Source organism: Apilactobacillus nanyangensis, from assembly GCF_016861915.1.
Classification (GTDB): Bacteria; Bacillota; Bacilli; order Lactobacillales; family Lactobacillaceae; genus Apilactobacillus; species Apilactobacillus nanyangensis.
The window spans coordinates 78,165-99,561 of the sequence record NZ_BOLX01000005.1 but is presented as its reverse complement, the minus strand read 5'-3'; the positions used below and the strand labels follow the sequence as shown (position 1 = coordinate 99,561).

Genomic DNA, 21,397 nt, shown 5'->3' with positions numbered 1-21,397 from the left:
TGTCACCGGTTGAATACCGGATCAATTCCTCCCAGAAAATAGCATAACCATCTTCCAATTTTAGGGGTTCAGGTCACGTTTCACTAAGAAACGCTTCTTTTTATATGCTTTTTCCATCTTAGAATTAAATAAATCATAATTCCTGCAATCAATCCCATCCAACTAAATACGGTAACCCATAGTAAAGTTAATAGCATTGGAGTTGCGTGATAGTAAACTTCTAGTCTGTTATGACCAGGCTTTGATTTAACGATAACACTCCCAATTTGGGTTTGTTTAACATTGCTTATATGTTTACCGTTTAAAATCAATTTTGTATCGTCATACTTAAAGATTGGCAATTGCATTGATTTGTTATCATCCGAATCATTATCCCAAGTTAATAACAAATGTCCATTGCGTTTGATTGTCTTGGTTACTTCACCCTTATAGTTGATGATTTGATCACCATAATTACCATATGGATGATAGTCAAAATAATTGTATGCAGTCATCTTGTATTGAACTGGCAAATAATCCGGAGTGGCTTTAGTTAACATCTTAAGGACTGCCCCAGTGTCATGAGATGACAAACTATCTCTGACGGCGTTGGTATCAGTTGTTTGATAATGGAGGTTGTAATCATTTTGAACTACCTTAGGAGAGAAGAAGTGATGAACACCTTTTCTCACAGACCCTCCAGCATCGTAAATGATTAAAAATGCCAGCAATAGTAGTGCATATTTTTTAAATGAATTAACCCACTGTCTCTTAGAAGTGTCATTAATCATGATTCCAATACAAATTAATAATAGAATAAATGGAATCACCACGAATCGACGTGGCATTTGAATTAAATATGAAATACTTGGAAATTGCTTGTCTAATGGTCCCCATGGGAATAGAACAGATGATATCCACATGAAGAATAGCCCTGTAATAAAAATGATTTTTCGAGAAGAACTAATCTTTTTAAAATTAATTATGAAGTAGATGGTGACAATGATAAATCCAATTGAATAAATTGGTGGTAATACATAGACATTATTACCAAATAAAGCAACTGAATCCTCGTACATATCAAGTTGAGGTGCCACACCTAAAGCATGGTTAGTAAATGAAATTTGCATCATCCCATACCAAACATTAGCAGTTAAGCATAAGGTTAATAAAACTGACAAAATGGCATTACGCCACATTTTTAGTTTTTCATCACTGTGTATAACACCATAGATAAACATTGGCACAAGTGCTAACGCACCGGTCAAACTACTTAATAAATGGGTTTGTAAAAGAATTGACATCGGAATCGCTAGTTTCAATATATTGATGGACTTATAGTCAATCATGTCAAAACCTGCCGCTAGTAGCCAAGGTAATAAAGCGGCTCCCCATCCGGTAAACTGCATTCCTACAACCCATCCCATAATCAAATAGGATGACATATATGCAATCCCAACAAAAAGTGCATATATTTTTTTAATATGAGTTCTAATCGCTAGGTTATACATCGTGATTCCACTAACGCATAATGTTAGCAATGATGTGATAATCTGGAATCGAACCCAAGTTCCGGTAATCAGCAGAATTAAACCACTGAAATAAGCCGCTAATGGGCCGTATAACGCATTAATAATTCGTCCTGACTGTTGGTATCCATAAATGGATATAAAGTAACTTAAATGGCCTGTTTTTAGTTGCATCGCTGCATCGTAGAATCGATTCATATGAAATATTGAATCAACACCTAAAATATACGATCCAGTAACTATTTGTGGCAACATAATTAACACGGAAACCAAGAAGATTGCCATGTATGGCCAAAACTTAATCGCTTTTTTCATCGATATTCTTCCTTAAACTATAATTTACAATTTCAATATTAACACAGAAAAAAGAAGCGAACCTTAAAAAAAGGCCGCTTCTTTGTGTAATATCAATATTTTTAAGCTTCGCTATGTTTATCAATCGTTAACTTACGATGTGACTTTTGTAAAATAAAGATTGCTAGAATAACTAGTACAGCCCCGATAATTTCAATAAAGCTAATTGAAATTTGGAAGAAAATAATACTTAAAATAAAAGTAACCACTGGTTGAGTTGCGTCCACTAGACTAACAACTTCTGATGGTGCAAAATTCAAAGCATGTAGCAATAACATGAACGGAAGAATTGTTCCGAATAGGATAATTCCACCCACTCCGAACACGATACCAGTAGTTAGATGTGGCATATGCACCCAGATTGGTTGTTTTAAGTTAAAGATAATTCCGGCGATTAGAGTACCCCAACCTAGAATTACCATTGGTGAACTTTGACCAACGATTGGACGTGGTAACACAACGTATAGCGCTGCAGTTACACCAGATAAAATTCCCCAGATTAATGATGCAGGGGTGATTGAAAGTGATGAGAAATCACCCTTGGTTAGAGATAATACAACCCCTGCCAAAGCAATTACGAAAACCATGATATCAATTGGTAATGGTTTTCTGTGTTGGAATACGATTGATCCCAATAGAATAAATAACGGTGCTAAGTATTGCAAAATAGTTGAAGCATTGGCGTTACCAGTTTGCACACTCATGTAGAAAGTGTATAAGTTGGCACCTAGACCAAATACCCCGTAAGCCACGATGCAAATAAATGATTTCCATGACTTAAAGACATTGAAAATGTGTCCTTTATAAATAATTGCTGAAATAACTAATAACACAATTCCAGAGATCATGGTTCTAGTTGATAAGAACCAATTAGCTTCCAAATGTTCTGTTTGAGATACGAATTGTAGAATTGTACCTGAAACACCCCAAAGTGCTGAAGCTAAAAAAGCCCAGAAGATACCTTTCATGACATTAGTCTCTAAAAGGCCTGTTTCGTTTTCCATATTTTCACCCCATATAAAGCTATAATTCCAGTAGATGTTAAGTCTTCTTACTTGAAACCTATATTAAAAAGATATCACAAGTGAGAATACTTGAAAATAGAAAAAGACCATTTCCACGAAATAATACGTAAAAATGGTCTTTTTAATAGCTTTTTTATACAAACTATCTAATATCTGGATCTTCCTTGTCTCTCTTTTGGTGAGATCTTTGTAGGAAGTAGATAGATACGATAATGATGATTGCACCAAGTGCTTCGATTGGTGTTGGAATCAAGTGGAATACAATCATACTTAAGATGATAGTAACCACTGGTTCAACGGCATCAACGATACTTGAAACTTCTGATGGAGCAAACTTCAAACTGTATAGAACAGCTGAGAAAGCAAAGATAGTACCAACTAAGATAACTCCACCGATACCTAATACGATACCTGGTGTAATCTTAGGAGCATCAATCCAGAATGGGTGGTATGCGTTAAAACCGATACCTGCAATCAAAGTACCCCAACCTAGAACAACGAATGGTGAGTTTTCCTTTGATAGTGGCTTTGGAACTGAGTAGTATATGGCAGCTGAAACAGCTGAAAGTAAACCAAAGATAACGGCAACCAATGGCACTGATAGTTGACCAATGTGACCGTTAGTGATGATCAAAAATACCCCTACTAGTGCTAATAAGAATGAGATAACATCAGCCTTTAGAGGCTTCTTCTTCATGAAGATTAAACCATATAGAACAATAAAGATTGGCGCTAAGTATTGTAGGATTGTGGCAGTAGCAGCGTTACCTTCTTGAATACTTACGTAGAAAGTTGACATGTTAACTGCTAAACCAAAAATTGCATAGATAAATAATCTAATGATTGATTCTTTTGATTTCCAAACATCAAAAACATGTTTACCAACGTGAATTGAACCAATAGCTAATAATAAAACACCTGCAAATAAAGTACGAACTGAAATGAACCATTGAGTAGGAACTGCTTCGTTTTTAGCAACGAATTGCATGATAACTCCTGAGAAACCCCATAGGGTTGAAGCCATCGCAGACCAGAAAATACCTTTCATGACGTTTTCAGTCGTTGTATGTTGTTTTTCCATTTTTAAAACTCCCCGTTTGTTCATAATAACGAAATTGTCATTATGATTTGTTTGAACGGCTATGTTTAATTCCATAACCGAAGTAAATACATAATCCTCCAGCAAACCAGATGATTGCTAAAATCCATGTATCAAGTGGTAGTTGTGTTAATAAGTAAATACATGCTACCGCAGATACAATTGGTAAGACTGGATATAATGGAACTTTGAATCCATCATTTTTAATGTCTTTACGTCTTCTTAGGAATAAAATCCCAATTGACATGAATGTAAAGGCAATTAATGTCCCAATATTAACTAAGCTTGCTAGCTTATCTAGTGAGAAGATACCACCCATTAGGGCAATCACAATTGTTACGAAGATAACACTGTGAATTGGAACATTCTTCTTAGTGTCTATTTTACTCAAATTCTTTGGTAAAAGTCCATCACGACCGATGGAGTAAATTAGACGTGAACTACTAAATACCATGTTTACCATCATTGTAAACATACCTGCTAGCGCACCCAATGAAATTAAAATTCCAAGTTTGTCCAAGTGAATCATTTGTAGTGCAAATGTTACTGGATCTGAAACGTTTAATTTTGTGTAAGGTACAATTCCTGTAAGAACAATTGAAACTAATATGTACAAGATTGTACAAATGATTAATGTCCCAATAATTCCGATTGGCATCGTTTTTTTAGGGTTCTTTACTTCACCTGCAGAGGCAGCAATAACATCAAAACCTAGGTAAGCAAAGAATACTAATGAAGCCCCTGTGAAAACCCCACTAACACCGAATGGCATGAATGGGTTCCAGTTGGTTGGCTTAACAAAGAATGCCCCGGCAACTACAAAGACAATAATGATCGCAATTTTTACTAAAACCATTATGTCGTTTAAACGTGTGGATGATTTAACACCCCTAGTTAAAATCCATGAAATCAATAACACTACTAGAACCGCGATCAGGTTAACATATGTGCCGTGATTCGGATCATAGTTAGCTGATAAGGCTTTTGGCATATGAATTCCGAAATTAGCCAGTAATGATTGCAAGTATGCTGACCAACTTGATGCAACAGTTGCTACTGAAAGCATGTATTCAAGAATTAATCCCCATCCGATAATCCATCCAGTAATTTCTCCGAAGATAACGTTACCGAATGTGTATGCGCTCCCTGCAACCGGTAATGCTGATGAAAACTCAGCATAACACATTGCACAAAGTGAACATACAATTGTCGCAATTACGAATGAGAGGATGATTCCTGGTCCAGCAGTTGTAGCTGCAACCGTTCCTGGTATTACGAAAATTCCTGCACCAATAACCGCACCGATTCCCATCATGATTAAATCTTTAGTGCCGATAGTTCTTTGTAAATTTTGATCCCTATCGATGAACTTAGCCAATGATGTCTTACGATTCACCTTAGACAGAATATTCATAAAAATCCCCCTTTTTTACATGAATAAATAAAAACCGCACTAGTTCTCTTAACTAGTGCGGTAAAAAAAGCACTAGAAAGAATAACTGCTTACCAGTCATTTTTCTAGTGCTTCCGAAGTTTTCATAGCGAAATAATCTCTTCTACGTACTATACTAAACGACTAGTTCAGATTAAAGAAGAAATTATTATTATCTTGTTTTATTGTCAGAATACAACAAGCAGCCATGATTGAACCTCCAATTTTTATTCGTTCATTTATTTGTAATAATCTTACCGAAAATATATGGATAATGCAAGTTTTTTTATTTATCTTTATCTTTTCTTTCCTTTAATTCAGCGTTTAGTGATTCCAGACGCTTATTAAGAATTAATTGGACTTGTTGATTTCTTCTCATATTATCGTTAGTTTTCTTAATTAGTTCTTCAATCTCGGTGTTTGTGTAACCAGACATTTGTTTTTGCATAATGTAGGTGTCTTGATAAGCACTGCTTACGATATCATAACCACGTTTACCTAAACTAACCAATCCACCAGCTGCATCGTGTAGACTTGGTCTTTGGCTGAAGTGATCAATGTGAGTCATTAATTCTCGACTAATTGTGTTATTCCAGAAGCTGATTAATGAACCTGCGAAGAATGCTGTGAAGATTGTCATAATTCCAAATGGTCCGGACACTACAACGGCCACAATCATGAAAATGATATCTTGAGCACTTCTTACTTTTCTGTATTCAATGTGGGTCTTTTCTGAAATAATTGGTGCTAATGCATCATAAGGTGATACCCCTAATTTGGTAGCCATGTAAATAGAAGTACCTAATGTAAACACTAAAATACCGACAATCGCATCGAAAACCATCATTGGAATTCTAATCTTACCCGGGAAAATCATTGAGTAAAAAGTACTGAAGTATTCAATTTCATATCCCACTAGGACCATGTTGAAGATAGTACCTAATCCAATTTGTTTACGATCAAAAATCAAAACGATAATGAATAATACCAAGTTAGCAAACAATTGAAATGTTCCCAATGAAGTTCCTAACTTGTTAGCCATCCCTGCATTCATCGCAGTAAATGGGTCAATTCCGACATGTCCTGAACGCATAAAGGCGGCACCTAAAGCAATTAAGGTAACCCCTACTAATGACATAATTGCACGTAACAAGAAGTCTAACGGCTTATTAATCACGTTTTTTGAGTTATCGTATGAAATGTTTTCCATAATTTTTATACCTTCTTATGTTTATTATTTCAATTATGATTGCGCTTTCATTATAACTCTTTTATGGTTTTAAACGAAATAATTTATACTACGAAAAAGAGACGATGGAAAATCCATCGTCTCTCATTCGTATTATTTTCATCTATTCTTTATCATCTTTAGATTGGCCATAAGTCAATTTAATTAATGCTGAGATTAGCATTGGAATGATAAATACTAGGATGATTAATCCAACAATTACCCCAATAGCAACTTGAATTAGAGTTAATACTCCTGAAGGCATTAATGCCGCAAAAGTACCACCTAAAATGATAGCTGCTGAGATAACTACCGTACCAATAACGGCACAGGCATGTTGAATTTGTTTTTCAGGTGTAGCATCAACGCTACCGAATTCACGGTATTTCATCATTAAGAAGATACTGTAATCAACACCTAATGCAATTAACATTACAAATGTGAAGAATGGTGTATTCCAAGTTAGGAACTTTTCACCTAATACAGCAGAACTAATTAATTTAGTAATGCTTAATGATGAAACGTAAGCAATGATTAGAGTACCTAGAATGTAGAATGGTTGAAGAATTGATCTGGTAATAACCATTAATGCAATCATAATTCCGATAACCATGATAATTGCAGTTCTTAAGAAGTCAGAACTTGCGATGTGATGAGTATCAGAAGTAGTTGCAGTTTGACCACCAATTGCAACCACACTGTGATCTAATGAGGTACCTGAGATATTGTTGTAAACCTTAGTTTGTAGATTATCAACTTGGTTCATTGCACTTTCAGAGTTAGGGTCCTTATCTAATACAACAGTGATTTTAGCAGTCTTCTTATCTTCTGATAGATAAGTATTTACTGAACGCTTAAAGGTATCACTCTTCAAGACACTTTCTGGAATGTTAAATGAATCAGAAGCTTGTGAGTTAGATAGAGAATTTAGGTAATCGTTAGCGCTACCCATTCCCTTTTCGATTTTATCTAAACCATTTCCGGCTTTCTTTAGCTTAGATTGAGTATCTTTCAATTGAGCGGCCAAGGCTTTGGCATTATCACCAATGCCTTGTGTGTTGGAAGCAATTCCTTGTAATTGTGATTGTAAACCACTCATTAGTGTTTGTTGTTTAGTTGCACTTTGTTGTAACAATGACCCAACTATTTGTAGTTGGACTTGACTAAGTGGTTGACCCACTGAAGCCATCTTTTGTTGCAATTGTGCTAAGATTTGTTGACCATTTGCGCTACCTGTTTGACCACTCATTGATTGAATGTTCTTTAGGTATTGGCCAATTGTCATTGCTGATGCACCAATATTTTCCAATGGAGTAGCATTGAATGATGAGTTCTTAGTACCTTGTTTGATGGTACTAATCCCCTTCTTGGCTGTCTTCATCTTGGAATTTAGTGTTTCTAGTTGGTCGTTTACGTAAAGTTGGTTAATTGGCATACCACTTGGTTGAGTTACAGATGCCACAGTCTTTACGCCAGATTGTTTACCCAATTGTTGGGTTAGTCGATCAATTTCATTCAAGTCTTTTTCGTTATTTAGCTTGTGGTCGGACTTAATGTAAATGGTTGAAGGTTCAGCAGTTCCCTTTGAGAAGTGCTTTTGAACAGTCAATAGTCCTTGTTTAGCAGGAACGTTATTTTGTAGTTCCACACTGTTGTCATAGTTTAGATTGTTCTTGTAAGTTGCCATGAATGGAACAGTTACAACTAATACTAATACGATAGCTGGAATTGCCCATTTAGTTGATTTACTTGATAAGAATCTCCATAACTTGTTTTCGCCTTCTCCATCGAAGTTCTTTGATGGCCAGAAGATGTTCTTACCTAGAACTGACATGAAGAATGGGTTCAATGTTACCAATACAAGTAGCAATACGGCAACACCAACAGCTACACCAACGGCTGATTGGTAAATTGAGAACTTAGCTAGTGCTAAGGTTGCAAAACCAATCAATACTGATGTCCCAGAGTATAGGATTGTCTTTCCGGCAACTTTTCTAGCATCGATAGTTGCTTGGATTTGATCCTTACCCCTACTCAATTCTTCCTTAAATTGGTTGTATAACAAGATGTTGTAATCAGTACCAATACCGAATAATACAACCACCATGAATACACGAGTGAAGTTGGAAAGTGGGAAACCGAAGTATTGAACAAGGTTCATAACAATGCTCAATGAAACGATGAATGAAACACCCACAGTCAATAGTGATACTAATGGCACGATTGGTGATCTAAACACAATAATCAATACGATTAAAATAAATACTGCGGCGATAACTTCAGTTTTTTGAATTCCTTCTTGTGTAGAAACTCTAAAGTCATCGTTTAGGATATCTCCACCTGTAACGTAAGTCTTCACTCCAGAAGTCTTAACAGCATCCTTAAGTTGGTTGTTAACACTTTGGATTGAACGTTTCTTAGTTACGTTTAATTGCACAATTTCAGTGGTCTTATCCTTTGAAATTAATTGCTTCTTAGTTGCGTCGTTATCAAATGGTGCAGTTACACCCTTGATACCGTACTTGGACTTATTGTCCTTTAATTTTTGAATTGTAGCATCGATTTTCTTTTGGTCACTTGAAGTGATTTTACTATTACCGTTGTTGAAAACAACAACTGTATCCATGGTATTACTAATACCATGTCCCCAATGCTTTTGAATAGTTTCAGCGACTTGACTTTGTGAAGTTGCTGGAATCTTTGTTTGCCCTTTTTGTGCTACTAAGTTAGACATGTTTGGTAAAAAGACTACACTTAGAATCACAACAACCAGCCATGCAATCAAGCTACCAGTATATTTCTTAATAAACTTTGGCATTGAAATTCTCCCCCTTATTTTTTGATGTTAATTAAATCTTGAGGCGCTGTTCTTTGCGTCGTCTTGATAATTTCAGCGATTTGACTAGGAGACTCTGGATGTTCTTTGCTCATCCAGTAAACCACAATACTCATCAACCTATCCAAAATAATTTCCATTACATAATCTTTAGGAATTCCTGGATGAAATTCGATTTCGGAAGGTGCTGCATGGAATGATTCAACAATCACTTCTTTAAACATCTTCTTAATCTTCCCGATTAAATACGGATCACCATCTGGACATAGTAATGCAGACAGTAATTTTGAATTCTGGTAAAAGTAATCAAGAGTCTTGATTACTAATTCTGATGGAGTATTTTCACTATTTTCAGAAAACGCCTTTAATTCTTCTGGAACAATAGCATTTAAAATATCCTGAATTTCACCTAATAAACGTGTTTCTGTCTTTGACAATAAATCAAACTTATCTAAATAATGAATGTAAAACGTTCCACGACCAATTCCGGCTGTTCTGGTTAAGTCAGTAACATTTAAATTATTGAATCCCTTTGTATGAATTAACTCAATTAAGGCATCAGTAATTTGGGACTTGGTTTGGATCGTTCTGCGATCTTGTTTAACCATACCTACGTCTCCCCTCAAAAATCACTTATCTAATAATTCAATTACATTATAAAAACAACGTGCTGAGAAAGTCAACACGTTGTTCATTATCTTTTTTTATTTTTATTCTTTTTTATTTCCTAAAGCCAGGATAAATACAGTACTTAAGACTAAAATTCCACCAATAACTTCTGCACCATTAAATGATGTATTAAGGAATACCACGGCTCCTACAGTCGCTGATAATGGTTCAAAAGTATCCAACATCCCTGCAACAGTTGGGGAAATAAATTTCAAACTATTGATAAAACAAATAAATGACATCATTGTTCCGAAGAAGACAATAAAGCCAACTCCTAAAACTGTTCCAAGTGTTAGTCTAGGCACATCGACCCAGAATGGATGAACGATGGTAAATATAATTCCACCTACTAACATTGCCCATCCGACTACGACTAATGTTGAAAATCGTTTTAATAAGTTCACTGGTAACATTGTTTGGATTGCGCCAGCTAAAGCTAATAATAGCCCTGCTGTTAATGCAGGAGTTGAAATAGCTAACTGTGTTAAATGACCCTTAGTTACCAATAACCATGTTCCGATTAATGCTACCAACACCGCTGTTGCTTCGTACTTGTTTGGCAATTGGTGATAAAAAATAGCGGTGAAGATAACAATTAACACAGTCCCTAAGCTTTGAAGAACTGTCGCTGTTCCAGCATTACTTAGATTAACTGTTACTAGGTATAGATATTGAACTGCGGCTAGACCAAAGACGGCATAAGCAGCGAACACCCCTAGATTCTTTGGCTTTTTCCAAAGCTCCATCACTGGTTCTTTCTTAATGAAATTGGTAAATAACAAAATAACAATTCCAGAAATCCCCATCTTGATCCCCATTAGCCATTCAGGTGACAAGTGATTATCTTGGAATAAGAATTGTGATACTGGCCCTTGAATCCCCCAAAGAATTGCTCCAGTCACAGCTAGTATTCCACCAATTAGTCTTTTTTGCGCTTGCGTCTTATTTTCCAATCCGATTCTCCATTTCTCTTTTTTGTTTAATACCATTATAGGACAAAAGAAAAAGCGTTGTCATTAAAGACAACGCTTTTTTCTAAATAGTTAGTATAACTAATCTTTGTAGTTTGCAGGAGAATCGTCCCACTTATCAACAGTATCTGTCATTTTACCGGTAGTATGCCATTCAAAATCAGGGTACCATAAACTACGCTTTTGCTTGTCGATACCTTCAATAGTCTTCATGTCATCTTCTGATAACTTGAAGTCAAAGATATCTGAGTTTTGAATAATTCTTTCTTCATGTGATGACTTAGGAATAGTTACTACACCTTTTTGCCAGTCCCAACGAAGAATTACTTGAGCGACTGACTTGTTGTACTTGTCAGCAATCTTCTTAATTTCTTCGTTAGATAAGGCTTCCCCACCGCCAAGTGGTGACCATGCTTCTAATTGAATACCAGCATGGTTATTAAATTCTAGAATATCCTTTTCTTGGTTAACTGGATTAAATTCCATTTGGTTAACAGCAGGAACGATATCACTGTGGTCTAGTAGATTTTGTAATCTTTCGTTATCGAAGTTAGAAATTCCGATAGCTCTAATCTTACCTTGACGGTAAAGTTCTTCCATTGCCTTCCAAGTATCAATGTACTTGCCATCAACTGGCCAGTGCATTAAGTAAAGGTCGATGTAAGTCAAGTCTAGACGTTTTAGTGTTCCATTTAAGGCATTAATTGTACTTTCATAACCTTGATCACCATTAAATAACTTAGTAGTGATAAATAAATCTTTACGGTTTTGTCCGGTTGCAGCTAAACCTTCTTTAATTCCTTCACCAACACCAGTTTCGTTACCATATTGCTTTGCAGTATCAATTAAATGGTAACCCTTGATGATTGATTCTTTAACTGATTCTTTAGCACTTGTATTATCTGTTTTCCAAACACCTAAACCAAGACGTGGCATTTCAACGCCGTTATTTAGAGTGGTTGTTTCTTCAAGTCCTTCTAATCTGTTCATAGAAAATTCAGCCTCCTATTTCTTAAGTTCAATCTCATGGTAAAACTCATATGATTTATTTTCAAGAAAAAAGATGTGATTATAATGAAATATAATTAAATATTAATCTTCATAACCGTGAGGATGCTTTTGTGTCCAAGTCCAAGCGCTAGCGATGATGTCTTCAACATTATCATGTTGTGGTTTCCATCCTAATACCTCGCGTGCTTTGGTAGAGTCTGCAACTAAAGTACTTGGGTCACCTGGTCTTCTTGGTGCATCTTCGGATGGAATTTCTTTCCCAGTCACTTTACGGGCTGTTTCTAGCATTTCTTTATTTGAGAAACCAGTTGATGAGCCTAGGTTAAATGCTTGTGAGTCTCCACCCTTCATCAATCTGTCTAAAGCAAGGATGTGCGCATCTGCTAAGTCAACAACGTGGACATAATCACGAACATTGGTACCATCTTTAGTTGGGTAGTCAGTACCAAAGATTTGTAGTTTATCACGAGTGCCTTGAGCAACCTGTAAAATGATTGGAATTAAGTGAGTTTCTGGACCATGGTCTTCACCAATTGAACCATCCATCTTGGCACCACCAACATTAAAGTAACGAAGTGCAGTGTACTTAATACCATAGGCAACATCAGCCCACTTCATCATCTTTTCCATCATTAACTTACTTTCACCATAAGGATTGGTAGGTACTTGGGAATCACTTTCCTTAACAGGAATACTTTCAGGTTCTCCGTAAGTAGCAGCAGTAGATGAGAAGATAATGTTGTTAACGTTATGTCTTTGCATTGCTTCTAGTAGTGTAATCATTCCGCCAGTGTTGTTGTCAAAGTACTTCAATGGTTTTTCCATTGATTCTGGCACGATAGAGTTAGCCGCAAAATGGATAACTCCATCAATTTTTTCGTTATCAAAAATTTTGTCTAGGAAGTCAGCATCTCGAATGTCTCCCTCATAGAACTTTGCATTTTTGTTGACACTATCTAAGTGTCCTGTTGCTAAGTTATCAGCAACGACAACATCGTAGCCTTTTTCAATTAAACGATCTACGGTGTGGGAACCAATGTATCCGGCTCCACCTGGTACTAAAATTGCCATAAAAGAATACTCCCCTTGAAATTTACTTATAATATCATTATCAACTAGAAAGCTTAAAAATTCAATAAAATCTATAAAAAAAGACGTGGTTTAAAACCACGTCTTTTAATTGTTTTATTAGTCGTTTTCGTACTTCTTGAATACAAGAACTGCGTTGTGACCACCAAAACCAAATGAGTTTGAAATTTCGTAGTTTACTGGTGACTTCTTGTTGTCTTCGTTTACTAGTTCTACTTCAACTTCTGGATCGATGTTCTTAACACCGTAGTTTACTGGCATTTGTTGACGTTGCAATGCACCAACCATGATAACAGCTTCTAGTGAACCTGCAGCACCTAGAGCATGACCAGTCATACCCTTTGTACTACTTACCTTGATGTGGTCGTTGTCAGCAAATACTTTCTTGATAGCCTGTGATTCAGCTGAATCGTTAGCGTGAGTACTTGTTCCGTGAGCGTTAACGTAGTCAACGTCCTTAGGATCAACGTTAGCATCCTTAAGAGCTAACTTCATAGCATCAACAGCACCTGAACCGTCAGGTCTTGGAGCAGTTAAGTGGTAAGCATCTGAGTTTGTACCGTAACCAACAACTTCAGCTAAGATGTTAGCACCACGAGCCTTGGCATGTTCTAGTTCTTCAAGAACTAAAGTACCGGCACCTTCACCCATAACGAATCCATTTCTATCCTTATCGAATGGAATTGAACCACCTTCAACAGTTTCTGAAGTTGAAAGAGCTGATAGAGCAGCGAAACCTGCAATACCTAATTCGTTAACTGAGGCTTCTGAACCACCAGTAATCATCATCTTGGCTTTACCAAAACGGATGTAGTCAAATGCATCACCGATAGCGTTAGTACCTGATGAACAAGCAGTAACGATAGCTTGAGAAGTGTTTCTAGCATTTAAGTTAATTGAAATGTTACCAGCAGCCATGTTAATGATTGAGTTAGGAACGAAGAATGGTGATACACGACCTGGACCCTTCTTTGACATCTTAATAGCTTGTTCTTGGATAGTTGTTAAACCACCAATACCTGAACCATAGATAACACCTAATTCATCTGGATCAAATTCGCCTTCTTTTAGGCCAGCTTGTTCCATAGCTTCGTAAGCTGAGTATAAAGCGTAACGTGAGAAGTCATCCATACGTTTTGAGATCTTCTTGTCGATACGTTTTAGTGGATCAAAATCTTTAACTTCGGCAGCTAGAGTAACACCAGTTTCTGAAGCATCAAACTTTGAAATTGGAGCAATACCTGTCTTTGAAGCAAAAATATTGTCTAAGAATGTGTTAGCGTCGTTACCCAAAGGACTAACGGCACCAATACCTGTAATTACAACACGCTTTTCCATAGAGTTATCCTCCTTATTTACGTTTTACGTCTGGAACGATAAATGTTAGTTGAGCTGAACAAGCCTTCTTGTCGCCAACGTAAGCAGTACAGTCAACTTGTCCCATGTTCTTCTTTTGTTTACCCATAGTAACTTCGAAACGTACAACGTCACCAGGTTTAACCATCTTTCTAAACTTAGCACCCTTAATTTCGCCAAGGTAAGCAGTCTTATCCTTGTATTGTTCACTCTTCAAAATAAGAATTGAAGCAGTTTGAGCCATAGTTTCGATGATTAAAACACCCGGCATAACTGGGTTTCCAGGGAAGTGACCTTGGAAATAGTTTTCGTTGATAGTAACGTTCTTGGTAGCAACTACCTTTTCACCAGGGATTAATTCATCAACCTTATCGATGTATAGAATTGGGTATCTGTTTGGAATTAAATCCATAATTTCTGTTGTATTTAAAACACTCACAATAAGCACTCCTCATATATAATTCAAAATTTTAACAATTAAACGTCTTTTATTAATCTAATTTATGGTCCTAATCCAATAGGAATATTGATTACCTCTTCATCTAGTTTTAATATCTAGATGAACTAATCAACATAAATAAGTTTAACAATTACCATACTAAGTTACAACGTACAAGACTCTTTTTATTACTTAAAATAAATAAAACGTTGTCATAGCAGTGTTTTACGTGTTTTTCCTTATGTGACACATGGTTGAATGTATATCTATTTTGCTGTTTTTTATTAGAGTTTATCTAATTATCATGATTTGATTCGTTTAATGTTTGAACATCCCATTACCCCGGAAAATCATTTAACAGCAGATATTAATCGTCATATGTAGCAAGGGTTCCAACGTAACCATCAGCTACCTCAATATCGGTTAATTTAATTTTACGATCTAATCGTTTAGCAGATTTCTTGGTATCAACATCAATGTCGACACTCTTAACCTTACCGGATAAACCAGTACCGACTAATTTCAATGCTGCTTCCTTGATTGTCCATAACTTAAGGGTTTCATCCCCTTCTACTGATTCGTCTAAACTACTTAGGTAATTTAATTCGTTGTCAGTAAACGCGCGAGTAATTCGTTTGTAAGTAAATGGACGCAATTTCTCAATATCTATTCCAACCTCTTCATTAGAAACCGCTAGGATTACTAAATCATATGAGTTTGAAATATTATATTGAAATTGCTTTGACTTTAGAAATGGTTTGCCATGATCACCGTAGTAGAAAAGGTCACCATGCAATAATTCATCAATACTAATTCCCATGTAATCTGCCAGCATCAAGTTACCAACAATTGCTTGACGTTTATTATACTTTGTAAAATCAACATCAGCCTTCTTGAAGATTTCTTGATACTTTGGATTTTGAATAGAATCGATAAAAATTTCTGTATTATTAAGCAAGTAAGTGAACACCCTTATCAGCGTAAATCAAGTCACCAGTAACACCTGATGATAAGTTACTCATTAGGAATGTAGCAACGTCACCAACTTGGTGAATGTCAACAGCTTCACCGTCAACAGTTCTTGCTTCTGATTCCTTCAATAGGTCACCGTGGTTCTTGATACCAGTAACAGCTAGAGTCTTGATGGCACCAGCTGAGATAGCGTTAACACGAATCTTCTTAGGACCTAAGTCTGAAGCTAGGTATCTAACGTTAGCTTCTAGAGCAGCCTTGGCAACACCCATCATGTTGTATGAAGGGATAGCACGAGTTGAACCCATGTAAGTTAGAGTAGCAATACTACCTTGTGGGTTCATAACACGACTTGCATAACGTGATACTGAAATTAGTGAGTAAGCTGAAACGTCTTGAGCTAAGTTGTAACCATCTTTCTTAACATCAATAACACCACCTTCAAGAGTTTCCTTGTCAGCGTAAGCAATGGCATGAATAACACCATCGATGTTACCAAATTTAGCTTGAATGTCTTGGAAAGTCTTTTCAACGTTTTCATCTTCAGCAACATCACATTCAATCATTTCAGTTCCTTCTGGAACAAGCTTGTCTAATTGACGCTTTAATCTTTCGTTTTGGTAAGTAATGATAACTTTAGCACCGTTATCCATTAGTGACTTAGCACAACCCCAGGCAATACTACGCTTGTTAGCAACACCCATAACAACAATTGTTTTTCCATCTAATAAGTTTGACATTATGATTTGGCCTCCTAAAATATACAAATCAATTAAATTACATTAGTTGAATTTACGGTAACGTTCATGACGTTGGGCCAATAATTCTTCTTTAGGTAATTTGTTAAGTTCATTAATTTTTTCAATTAAAGCTTCTTTGAAGTTTTGCATTGATTTTGCATCTTTGACTTCGGGAATAATCTTATCAATGATTTCATTGTCTAATAGTTCCTTTGGTGTAAGTTGCATTTGTTCAGCAGCTTCTGCTGCTTTACTTGAATCTTTCCACAAGATTGTGGCATAGCCTTCAGGTGATAGCACTGAGTAGATACTATCTTCTAAAGCCCAAACGGTGTCACCGACAGCAAGAGCTAAGGCTCCACCGCTCCCTCCTTCACCAATGATGACACTGATGTATGGCACTTTTAACTTAAGTCCTTGCATGATTGATTGAGCAATCATGTAACCTTGACCCTTGTATTCGGCGTCCATACCAGGATATGCACCAGGTGTATTAATCAAGTTAATGATTGGACGGTTAAACTTTTCCGCTTGCTTCATCAAACGTAAAGCTTTTCTGTATCCAGAAGGTTCGGCTGAACCAAAATGTCTTTCGATATTTTCGTCAGTGTCGTTACCCTTTTGGATACTTGTAATGGTAACTGGTTGACCTGCGATAGTTCCGATACCAGCATAAACTGCTGGATCATCGCTGTAAGCACGGTCCCCGTGTAGTTCCATAAAGTCATCAGTAATTCCAGCAACTAGGTCTTGGATACTAATCTTATCAGCACTTCTAGCCGCTAAAACACGATCATATGCTTTTCCCATAATACTAATATCCCCCTAATTCCAAGCCAATAACTTGGCTAATACTGATTTCATTTCATCTCTTTTAACAATGGCATCTAAAAAACCATTCTTAAGTAGAGTTTCTGCACGTTGGAAATCCTTTGGTGGACGTTGTTGAATTGTCTTTTCGATAACTCGACGACCAGCAAAACCGATTAATGTATGTGGTTCAGAGATGTTGATGTCTCCTTCCATGGCATAACTAGCAGTAACCCCACCGGTAGTAGGATCAGTTAATACAGAAATGTATAGTAATCCTTTTTCAGCGTGATCAGATACCGCTTGTGATACCTTAGCCATTTGCATTAATGAGTGGATTCCTTCTTGCATTCTGGCACCACCAGAACATGAGAAGACAACTACTGGTAAGTTCTTTTCGGTTGCTTGTTCGAACAATCTAGCAAGCTTTTCACCAGTGGCAGTACCTAAACTACCCATAATGAAACGGGAATCCATTACACCTAGGGCAAATTCAGTATCACCAATCTTGGCAAAACCGGTTTGAACACTTTCGTTTAGGTCAGTGGTCTTCTTTGACTTTTCAAGCTTTCCAGCGTATTTTTCGTCGCTTAGAAAACGCTTTGGAGCACTAATTTCAGAATCAATTGGTGTGAATTCATCCACAGTCATGTTGATTCTTTCTTGAGCGCCAAGTCTAAAACCATAACCACAGTTAGGACATAACTTGTATTCCCCTAACTTCTTGTTGTAAAAGTTTTCTTCACAAACTGGACATTTGATAAACAAATGGTCTGGAACTTTATCCATTAAAGTTTGTAAATCTTTGTTTTCTTCTGATTTATTATTCTTCAACGTTTTTCAACCACTCTTTCAAGAATGATTTTTCAATGTATAGATTATTGAAATCTGAATCATTGAAATGTTTGTCTTGTAACAAATCGTTTAGGAATTGACGGTTAGTCTTAACTCCATCAACCTTAAATTCATTAATTACTCTTCTCATTTTTACGACAGCCTGAGGCTTGTCAGGCATATGTACAATGATTTTAGCAATCATTGAATCATAGAAAGGAGAAATGGTGTCACCTTGTTCAACACCTGAGTCAATACGAACACCCTTAGTTCCGAATGGGAAGTTAACCTTACGAAGAGTACCTGGAGCTGGTAAGAAACCATGTGCAGGATCTTCGGCGTTAATACGGCATTCGATTGCGTAACTATCTACCTTGATGTCATCTTGTGTGAATGGTAATGCTTCACCGGCAGCAACTTGGATTTGAGCTTTGATTAATTGAACTCCAGCAACTTCTTCAGAAACTGTGTGTTCAACTTGTAATCTAGTGTTCATTTCCATGAAGTAGAAATTGTTGGTCTTTTCGTCCAATAGAAATTCGAAAGTACCAGTGTTTTCGTAACCAATTTCCTTAGTTGCTTTGGCAACTAGCTTACCTAGATAATCACGTTGAGATTGAGAAACTTCCATACATGGAGTTTCTTCAATAATCTTTTGGTGACCTCTTTGTAGAGAGCAGTCACGTTCAGGGAAGTAAACAACATTTCCCTTTTGATCAGCGATAACTTGCATTTCAATATGCTTTGCATCACTTAAATCTTTTTCCATGTACAATGAATCGTCATTGTATGAAATTCTTGCTTCACGCTTAGTAGTGTTAAATATTTCCTTTAATGCTTCTTCATCGTCACATTCACGAATACCTTTACCACCACCACCGGCAGCAGCTTTAAGCATAACTGGATAACCAATTTCATCCGCTAGCTTTAAAGCATCGTCTAGACTATCAATGGAGCCATCTGAACCAGGAATGGTAGGTACTCCACTGTTTTTCATCGCTGCCTTGGCATGAGATTTATTTCCCATTAAATCAATTACTTTTGAACTTGGTCCAATGAACTTAATTGAACATTTTTCGCAAAGTTCAGCAAATTCAGCGTTTTCAGATAAAAATCCGTAACCGGGGTGAATAGCTTCTGATCCAGTTAAAATTGCAGCATCGATTACTGCAGCCATGTTCAAGTATGATTCGTTTGGTTGTGGACCACCAATACATACTGATTCATCGGCTAATTTAACGAACATGCTATCCTTGTCGGCAGTTGAATAAACGGCAACAGCTTTAATGTCCATCTCATGAAGTGCTCTTATGATTTGCACCGCGATTTCACCACGGTTAGCAATTAATACCTTTTTAAACATTTCACTCATCCTTTATGAACTTATTCAATTGCAAAGATTAAAGTACCTTCACAAATAACTTCGCCATCTCTAGTAACTGTTCCATGACCTTCACCAATGTTTCTCTTTAGCTTTGTCATTTCAACAGCTAGTTCCAACTTGTCGCCTGGTCTAAAGCTGTCTTTGTAAGTAGCTTCCTTGATACCACCAAAGAAAACATTATGTCCTTTGTATTCAGGCATTGATAGTAATGCACAAACTCCAGTTTGAGCTAGCATTTCCATCGCGATTGGTCTTGGCATTCCAAATTCAAGATGTTGTTTTGAGAAGAACCATTCGTTAACAGTTAAAAGCTTTTCAGCCTTTGCACCTTCACCTGGTCTTACTTCAATAATCTTGTCTAACATTTGGAATGGGAATCTTTGAGGAATGAAATCTTGTACGTTATAGTCCAAAATTAGTCCTCCTCAATTTCAAAAATTGGTTGATCATATTCAACCATGTCACCATTTTCAGCAACCTTCTTAGTAATAGTTCCAGAAACGGGACTCTTAACTTCGTTGATAACCTTCATGGCTTCAATTACACAAACAGTGTCGCCCTTCTTAACGTGATCGCCCACTTTTTTGTAGACTGGCTTTTCAGGACTTGGAGCAAAGTATACGATTCCAACAAGTGGAGCCTTAATCTTTGCACCTGAAGCTGCTGGTTTAGCAGCAGGTTGTTCACTTGCAGTTGCGCCAGCAGCTGGTGCTGGTTGAGCAACATTTTGTACTGCAGCGTGTTCTAACTTACTAAAGTATAAGTCAGTACCATCATCGGCAGTGATCTTAAATTCTTTCATGCTGGACTTATCGAACTTGTCCATTAACTTTTCAATGTCTTTTTGTTCCATGTTTTTATATCTCCTGTTAATTAAGAATGTTCTTACTTAACTTTGATTACATAGTTAATCCACCGTCAACGGTGATTACTTGTCCATTCATGTATTCATTCTTGATTAAGAATTCAACAACTTGAGCAACTTCGTCTGGAGTACCAAAACGTTTTGCTGGGATTTTTCCTTCCCAATCAGCGATGTAACTGTCGCCTAGTTTAGCTGTCATAGCAGTCTTAATCATACCTGGAGCAACCGCATTACAACGGATTCCACGTAGAGCACCTTCTTGGGCTGTAGTCTTAGTTAAACCTACGATACCGGCCTTAGTAGATGAATAGTTAGCTTGACCTAAGTTACCGTGTAGACCTGCAATACTTGAAAGGTTGATAATGCAACCCTCACGAGCTTTTTGCATCTTCTTCATAGCAAACTTAGTCATGTTAAATACACCAAACAAGTTAGTGTCTAATACTTGTTTGAATGAATCACCCTTCATTCTAGTTAATAGAGTGTCTTGGGTGATACCGGCATTGTTAACCAATACGTCTAGTTTGCCGTATTTTTCAATAACACTGTCAATCATTGCTTTAGCGTCATCTTCTGAAGCAACGTCTCCAACCAATACATCAATTTCTGAATCGAAGTTAGCTTGGAAAGCTTTCAATTCTTCTTCATTCAATTGACGGTGTGAGTTAGCGATTACGATATTGTTTTCATCCTTAGCTAGACGAACTGCGTCAGCTAAACCTAATCCCTTTGTAGCACCAGTGATTAGAATTACTTGTTTTTCGTTATTTTCCAT

At 36.7% G+C, this 21,397-nt stretch carries 20 protein-coding genes; all 20 read right to left on the bottom strand.

What is annotated here, in order from left to right; all coding sequences use genetic code 11:
- Positions 1 to 83 precede the first annotated feature (83 nt).
- Complete coding sequence (locus JUD45_RS02465) at positions 84 to 1,823, bottom strand: putative glycosyltransferase family protein (RefSeq protein ID WP_203619598.1); 1,740 nt, start codon at positions 1,821 to 1,823, stop codon at positions 84 to 86.
- A gap of 101 nt (positions 1,824 to 1,924) precedes the next feature.
- Positions 1,925 to 2,866, bottom strand: a complete 942-nt coding sequence (locus tag JUD45_RS02460) for a DMT family transporter (protein ID WP_138726718.1) — start codon at positions 2,864 to 2,866, stop codon at positions 1,925 to 1,927.
- A gap of 163 nt (positions 2,867 to 3,029) precedes the next feature.
- On the bottom strand, positions 3,030 to 3,968 hold the full coding sequence (locus JUD45_RS02455; RefSeq protein ID WP_138726719.1) for a DMT family transporter: 939 nt from the start codon (positions 3,966 to 3,968) through the stop codon (positions 3,030 to 3,032).
- Between the two features lie 40 nt (positions 3,969 to 4,008).
- The gene (locus JUD45_RS02450) at positions 4,009 to 5,400 is read right to left on the bottom strand and encodes an amino acid permease (protein ID WP_138726720.1); all 1,392 of its coding nucleotides are present in this window, start codon (positions 5,398 to 5,400) and stop codon (positions 4,009 to 4,011) included.
- Positions 5,401 to 5,704: 304 nt separating this feature from the next.
- Positions 5,705 to 6,628, bottom strand: coding sequence for a YczE/YyaS/YitT family protein (locus tag JUD45_RS02445; protein WP_138726721.1), 924 nt, complete (start codon positions 6,626 to 6,628; stop codon positions 5,705 to 5,707).
- 142 nt (positions 6,629 to 6,770) lie between these two features.
- Complete coding sequence (locus JUD45_RS02440) at positions 6,771 to 9,464, bottom strand: MMPL family transporter (protein WP_203619597.1); 2,694 nt, start codon at positions 9,462 to 9,464, stop codon at positions 6,771 to 6,773.
- Between the two features lie 14 nt (positions 9,465 to 9,478).
- Entirely contained in the window at positions 9,479 to 10,090 is a 612-nt protein-coding gene (locus JUD45_RS02435) for a TetR/AcrR family transcriptional regulator (RefSeq protein ID WP_138726723.1), read from the bottom strand.
- A gap of 102 nt (positions 10,091 to 10,192) precedes the next feature.
- Complete coding sequence (locus JUD45_RS02430; protein WP_225424279.1) at positions 10,193 to 11,104, bottom strand: DMT family transporter; 912 nt, start codon at positions 11,102 to 11,104, stop codon at positions 10,193 to 10,195.
- Positions 11,105 to 11,203: 99 nt separating this feature from the next.
- Complete coding sequence (locus JUD45_RS02425) at positions 11,204 to 12,112, bottom strand: aldo/keto reductase (RefSeq protein WP_053792963.1); 909 nt, start codon at positions 12,110 to 12,112, stop codon at positions 11,204 to 11,206.
- A 102-nt stretch (positions 12,113 to 12,214) separates the two neighbouring features.
- On the bottom strand, positions 12,215 to 13,204 hold the full coding sequence (gene galE, locus JUD45_RS02420) for a UDP-glucose 4-epimerase GalE (protein WP_138726725.1): 990 nt from the start codon (positions 13,202 to 13,204) through the stop codon (positions 12,215 to 12,217).
- 117 nt (positions 13,205 to 13,321) lie between these two features.
- Entirely contained in the window at positions 13,322 to 14,560 is a 1,239-nt protein-coding gene (gene fabF / locus JUD45_RS02415) for a beta-ketoacyl-ACP synthase II (RefSeq protein WP_053792048.1), read from the bottom strand.
- A gap of 13 nt (positions 14,561 to 14,573) precedes the next feature.
- On the bottom strand, positions 14,574 to 15,017 hold the full coding sequence (gene fabZ, locus JUD45_RS02410; RefSeq protein WP_034532426.1) for a 3-hydroxyacyl-ACP dehydratase FabZ: 444 nt from the start codon (positions 15,015 to 15,017) through the stop codon (positions 14,574 to 14,576).
- Between the two features lie 367 nt (positions 15,018 to 15,384).
- Complete coding sequence (locus JUD45_RS02405; protein ID WP_138726726.1) at positions 15,385 to 15,975, bottom strand: 4'-phosphopantetheinyl transferase family protein; 591 nt, start codon at positions 15,973 to 15,975, stop codon at positions 15,385 to 15,387.
- Positions 15,968 to 16,729 carry an enoyl-ACP reductase FabI gene (gene fabI, locus JUD45_RS02400; protein WP_203619596.1) on the bottom strand — a complete coding sequence of 254 codons (762 nt, stop codon included), beginning with the start codon at positions 16,727 to 16,729 and terminating at the stop codon, positions 15,968 to 15,970. Before fabI ends, JUD45_RS02405 begins: the two co-directional genes overlap by 8 nt.
- A 42-nt stretch (positions 16,730 to 16,771) precedes the next feature.
- On the bottom strand, positions 16,772 to 17,539 hold the full coding sequence (gene accA / locus JUD45_RS02395) for a carboxyltransferase subunit alpha (protein WP_054605815.1): 768 nt from the start codon (positions 17,537 to 17,539) through the stop codon (positions 16,772 to 16,774).
- 15 nt (positions 17,540 to 17,554) lie between these two features.
- Complete coding sequence (locus JUD45_RS02390; protein WP_373301462.1) at positions 17,555 to 18,373, bottom strand: acetyl-CoA carboxylase carboxyltransferase subunit beta; 819 nt, start codon at positions 18,371 to 18,373, stop codon at positions 17,555 to 17,557.
- A complete protein-coding gene (locus tag JUD45_RS02385; protein ID WP_041153068.1) occupies positions 18,363 to 19,736 on the bottom strand; it encodes an acetyl-CoA carboxylase biotin carboxylase subunit in 1,374 nt (457 codons plus the stop codon). Before JUD45_RS02385 ends, JUD45_RS02390 begins: the two co-directional genes overlap by 11 nt.
- A gap of 20 nt (positions 19,737 to 19,756) precedes the next feature.
- On the bottom strand, positions 19,757 to 20,122 hold the full coding sequence (locus tag JUD45_RS02380) for a 3-hydroxyacyl-ACP dehydratase FabZ family protein (RefSeq protein WP_051592197.1): 366 nt from the start codon (positions 20,120 to 20,122) through the stop codon (positions 19,757 to 19,759).
- 50 nt (positions 20,123 to 20,172) lie between these two features.
- Complete coding sequence (locus JUD45_RS02375) at positions 20,173 to 20,610, bottom strand: acetyl-CoA carboxylase biotin carboxyl carrier protein (RefSeq protein WP_034532418.1); 438 nt, start codon at positions 20,608 to 20,610, stop codon at positions 20,173 to 20,175.
- A gap of 46 nt (positions 20,611 to 20,656) precedes the next feature.
- Complete coding sequence (locus JUD45_RS02370) at positions 20,657 to 21,397, bottom strand: SDR family oxidoreductase (protein ID WP_203619595.1); 741 nt, start codon at positions 21,395 to 21,397, stop codon at positions 20,657 to 20,659.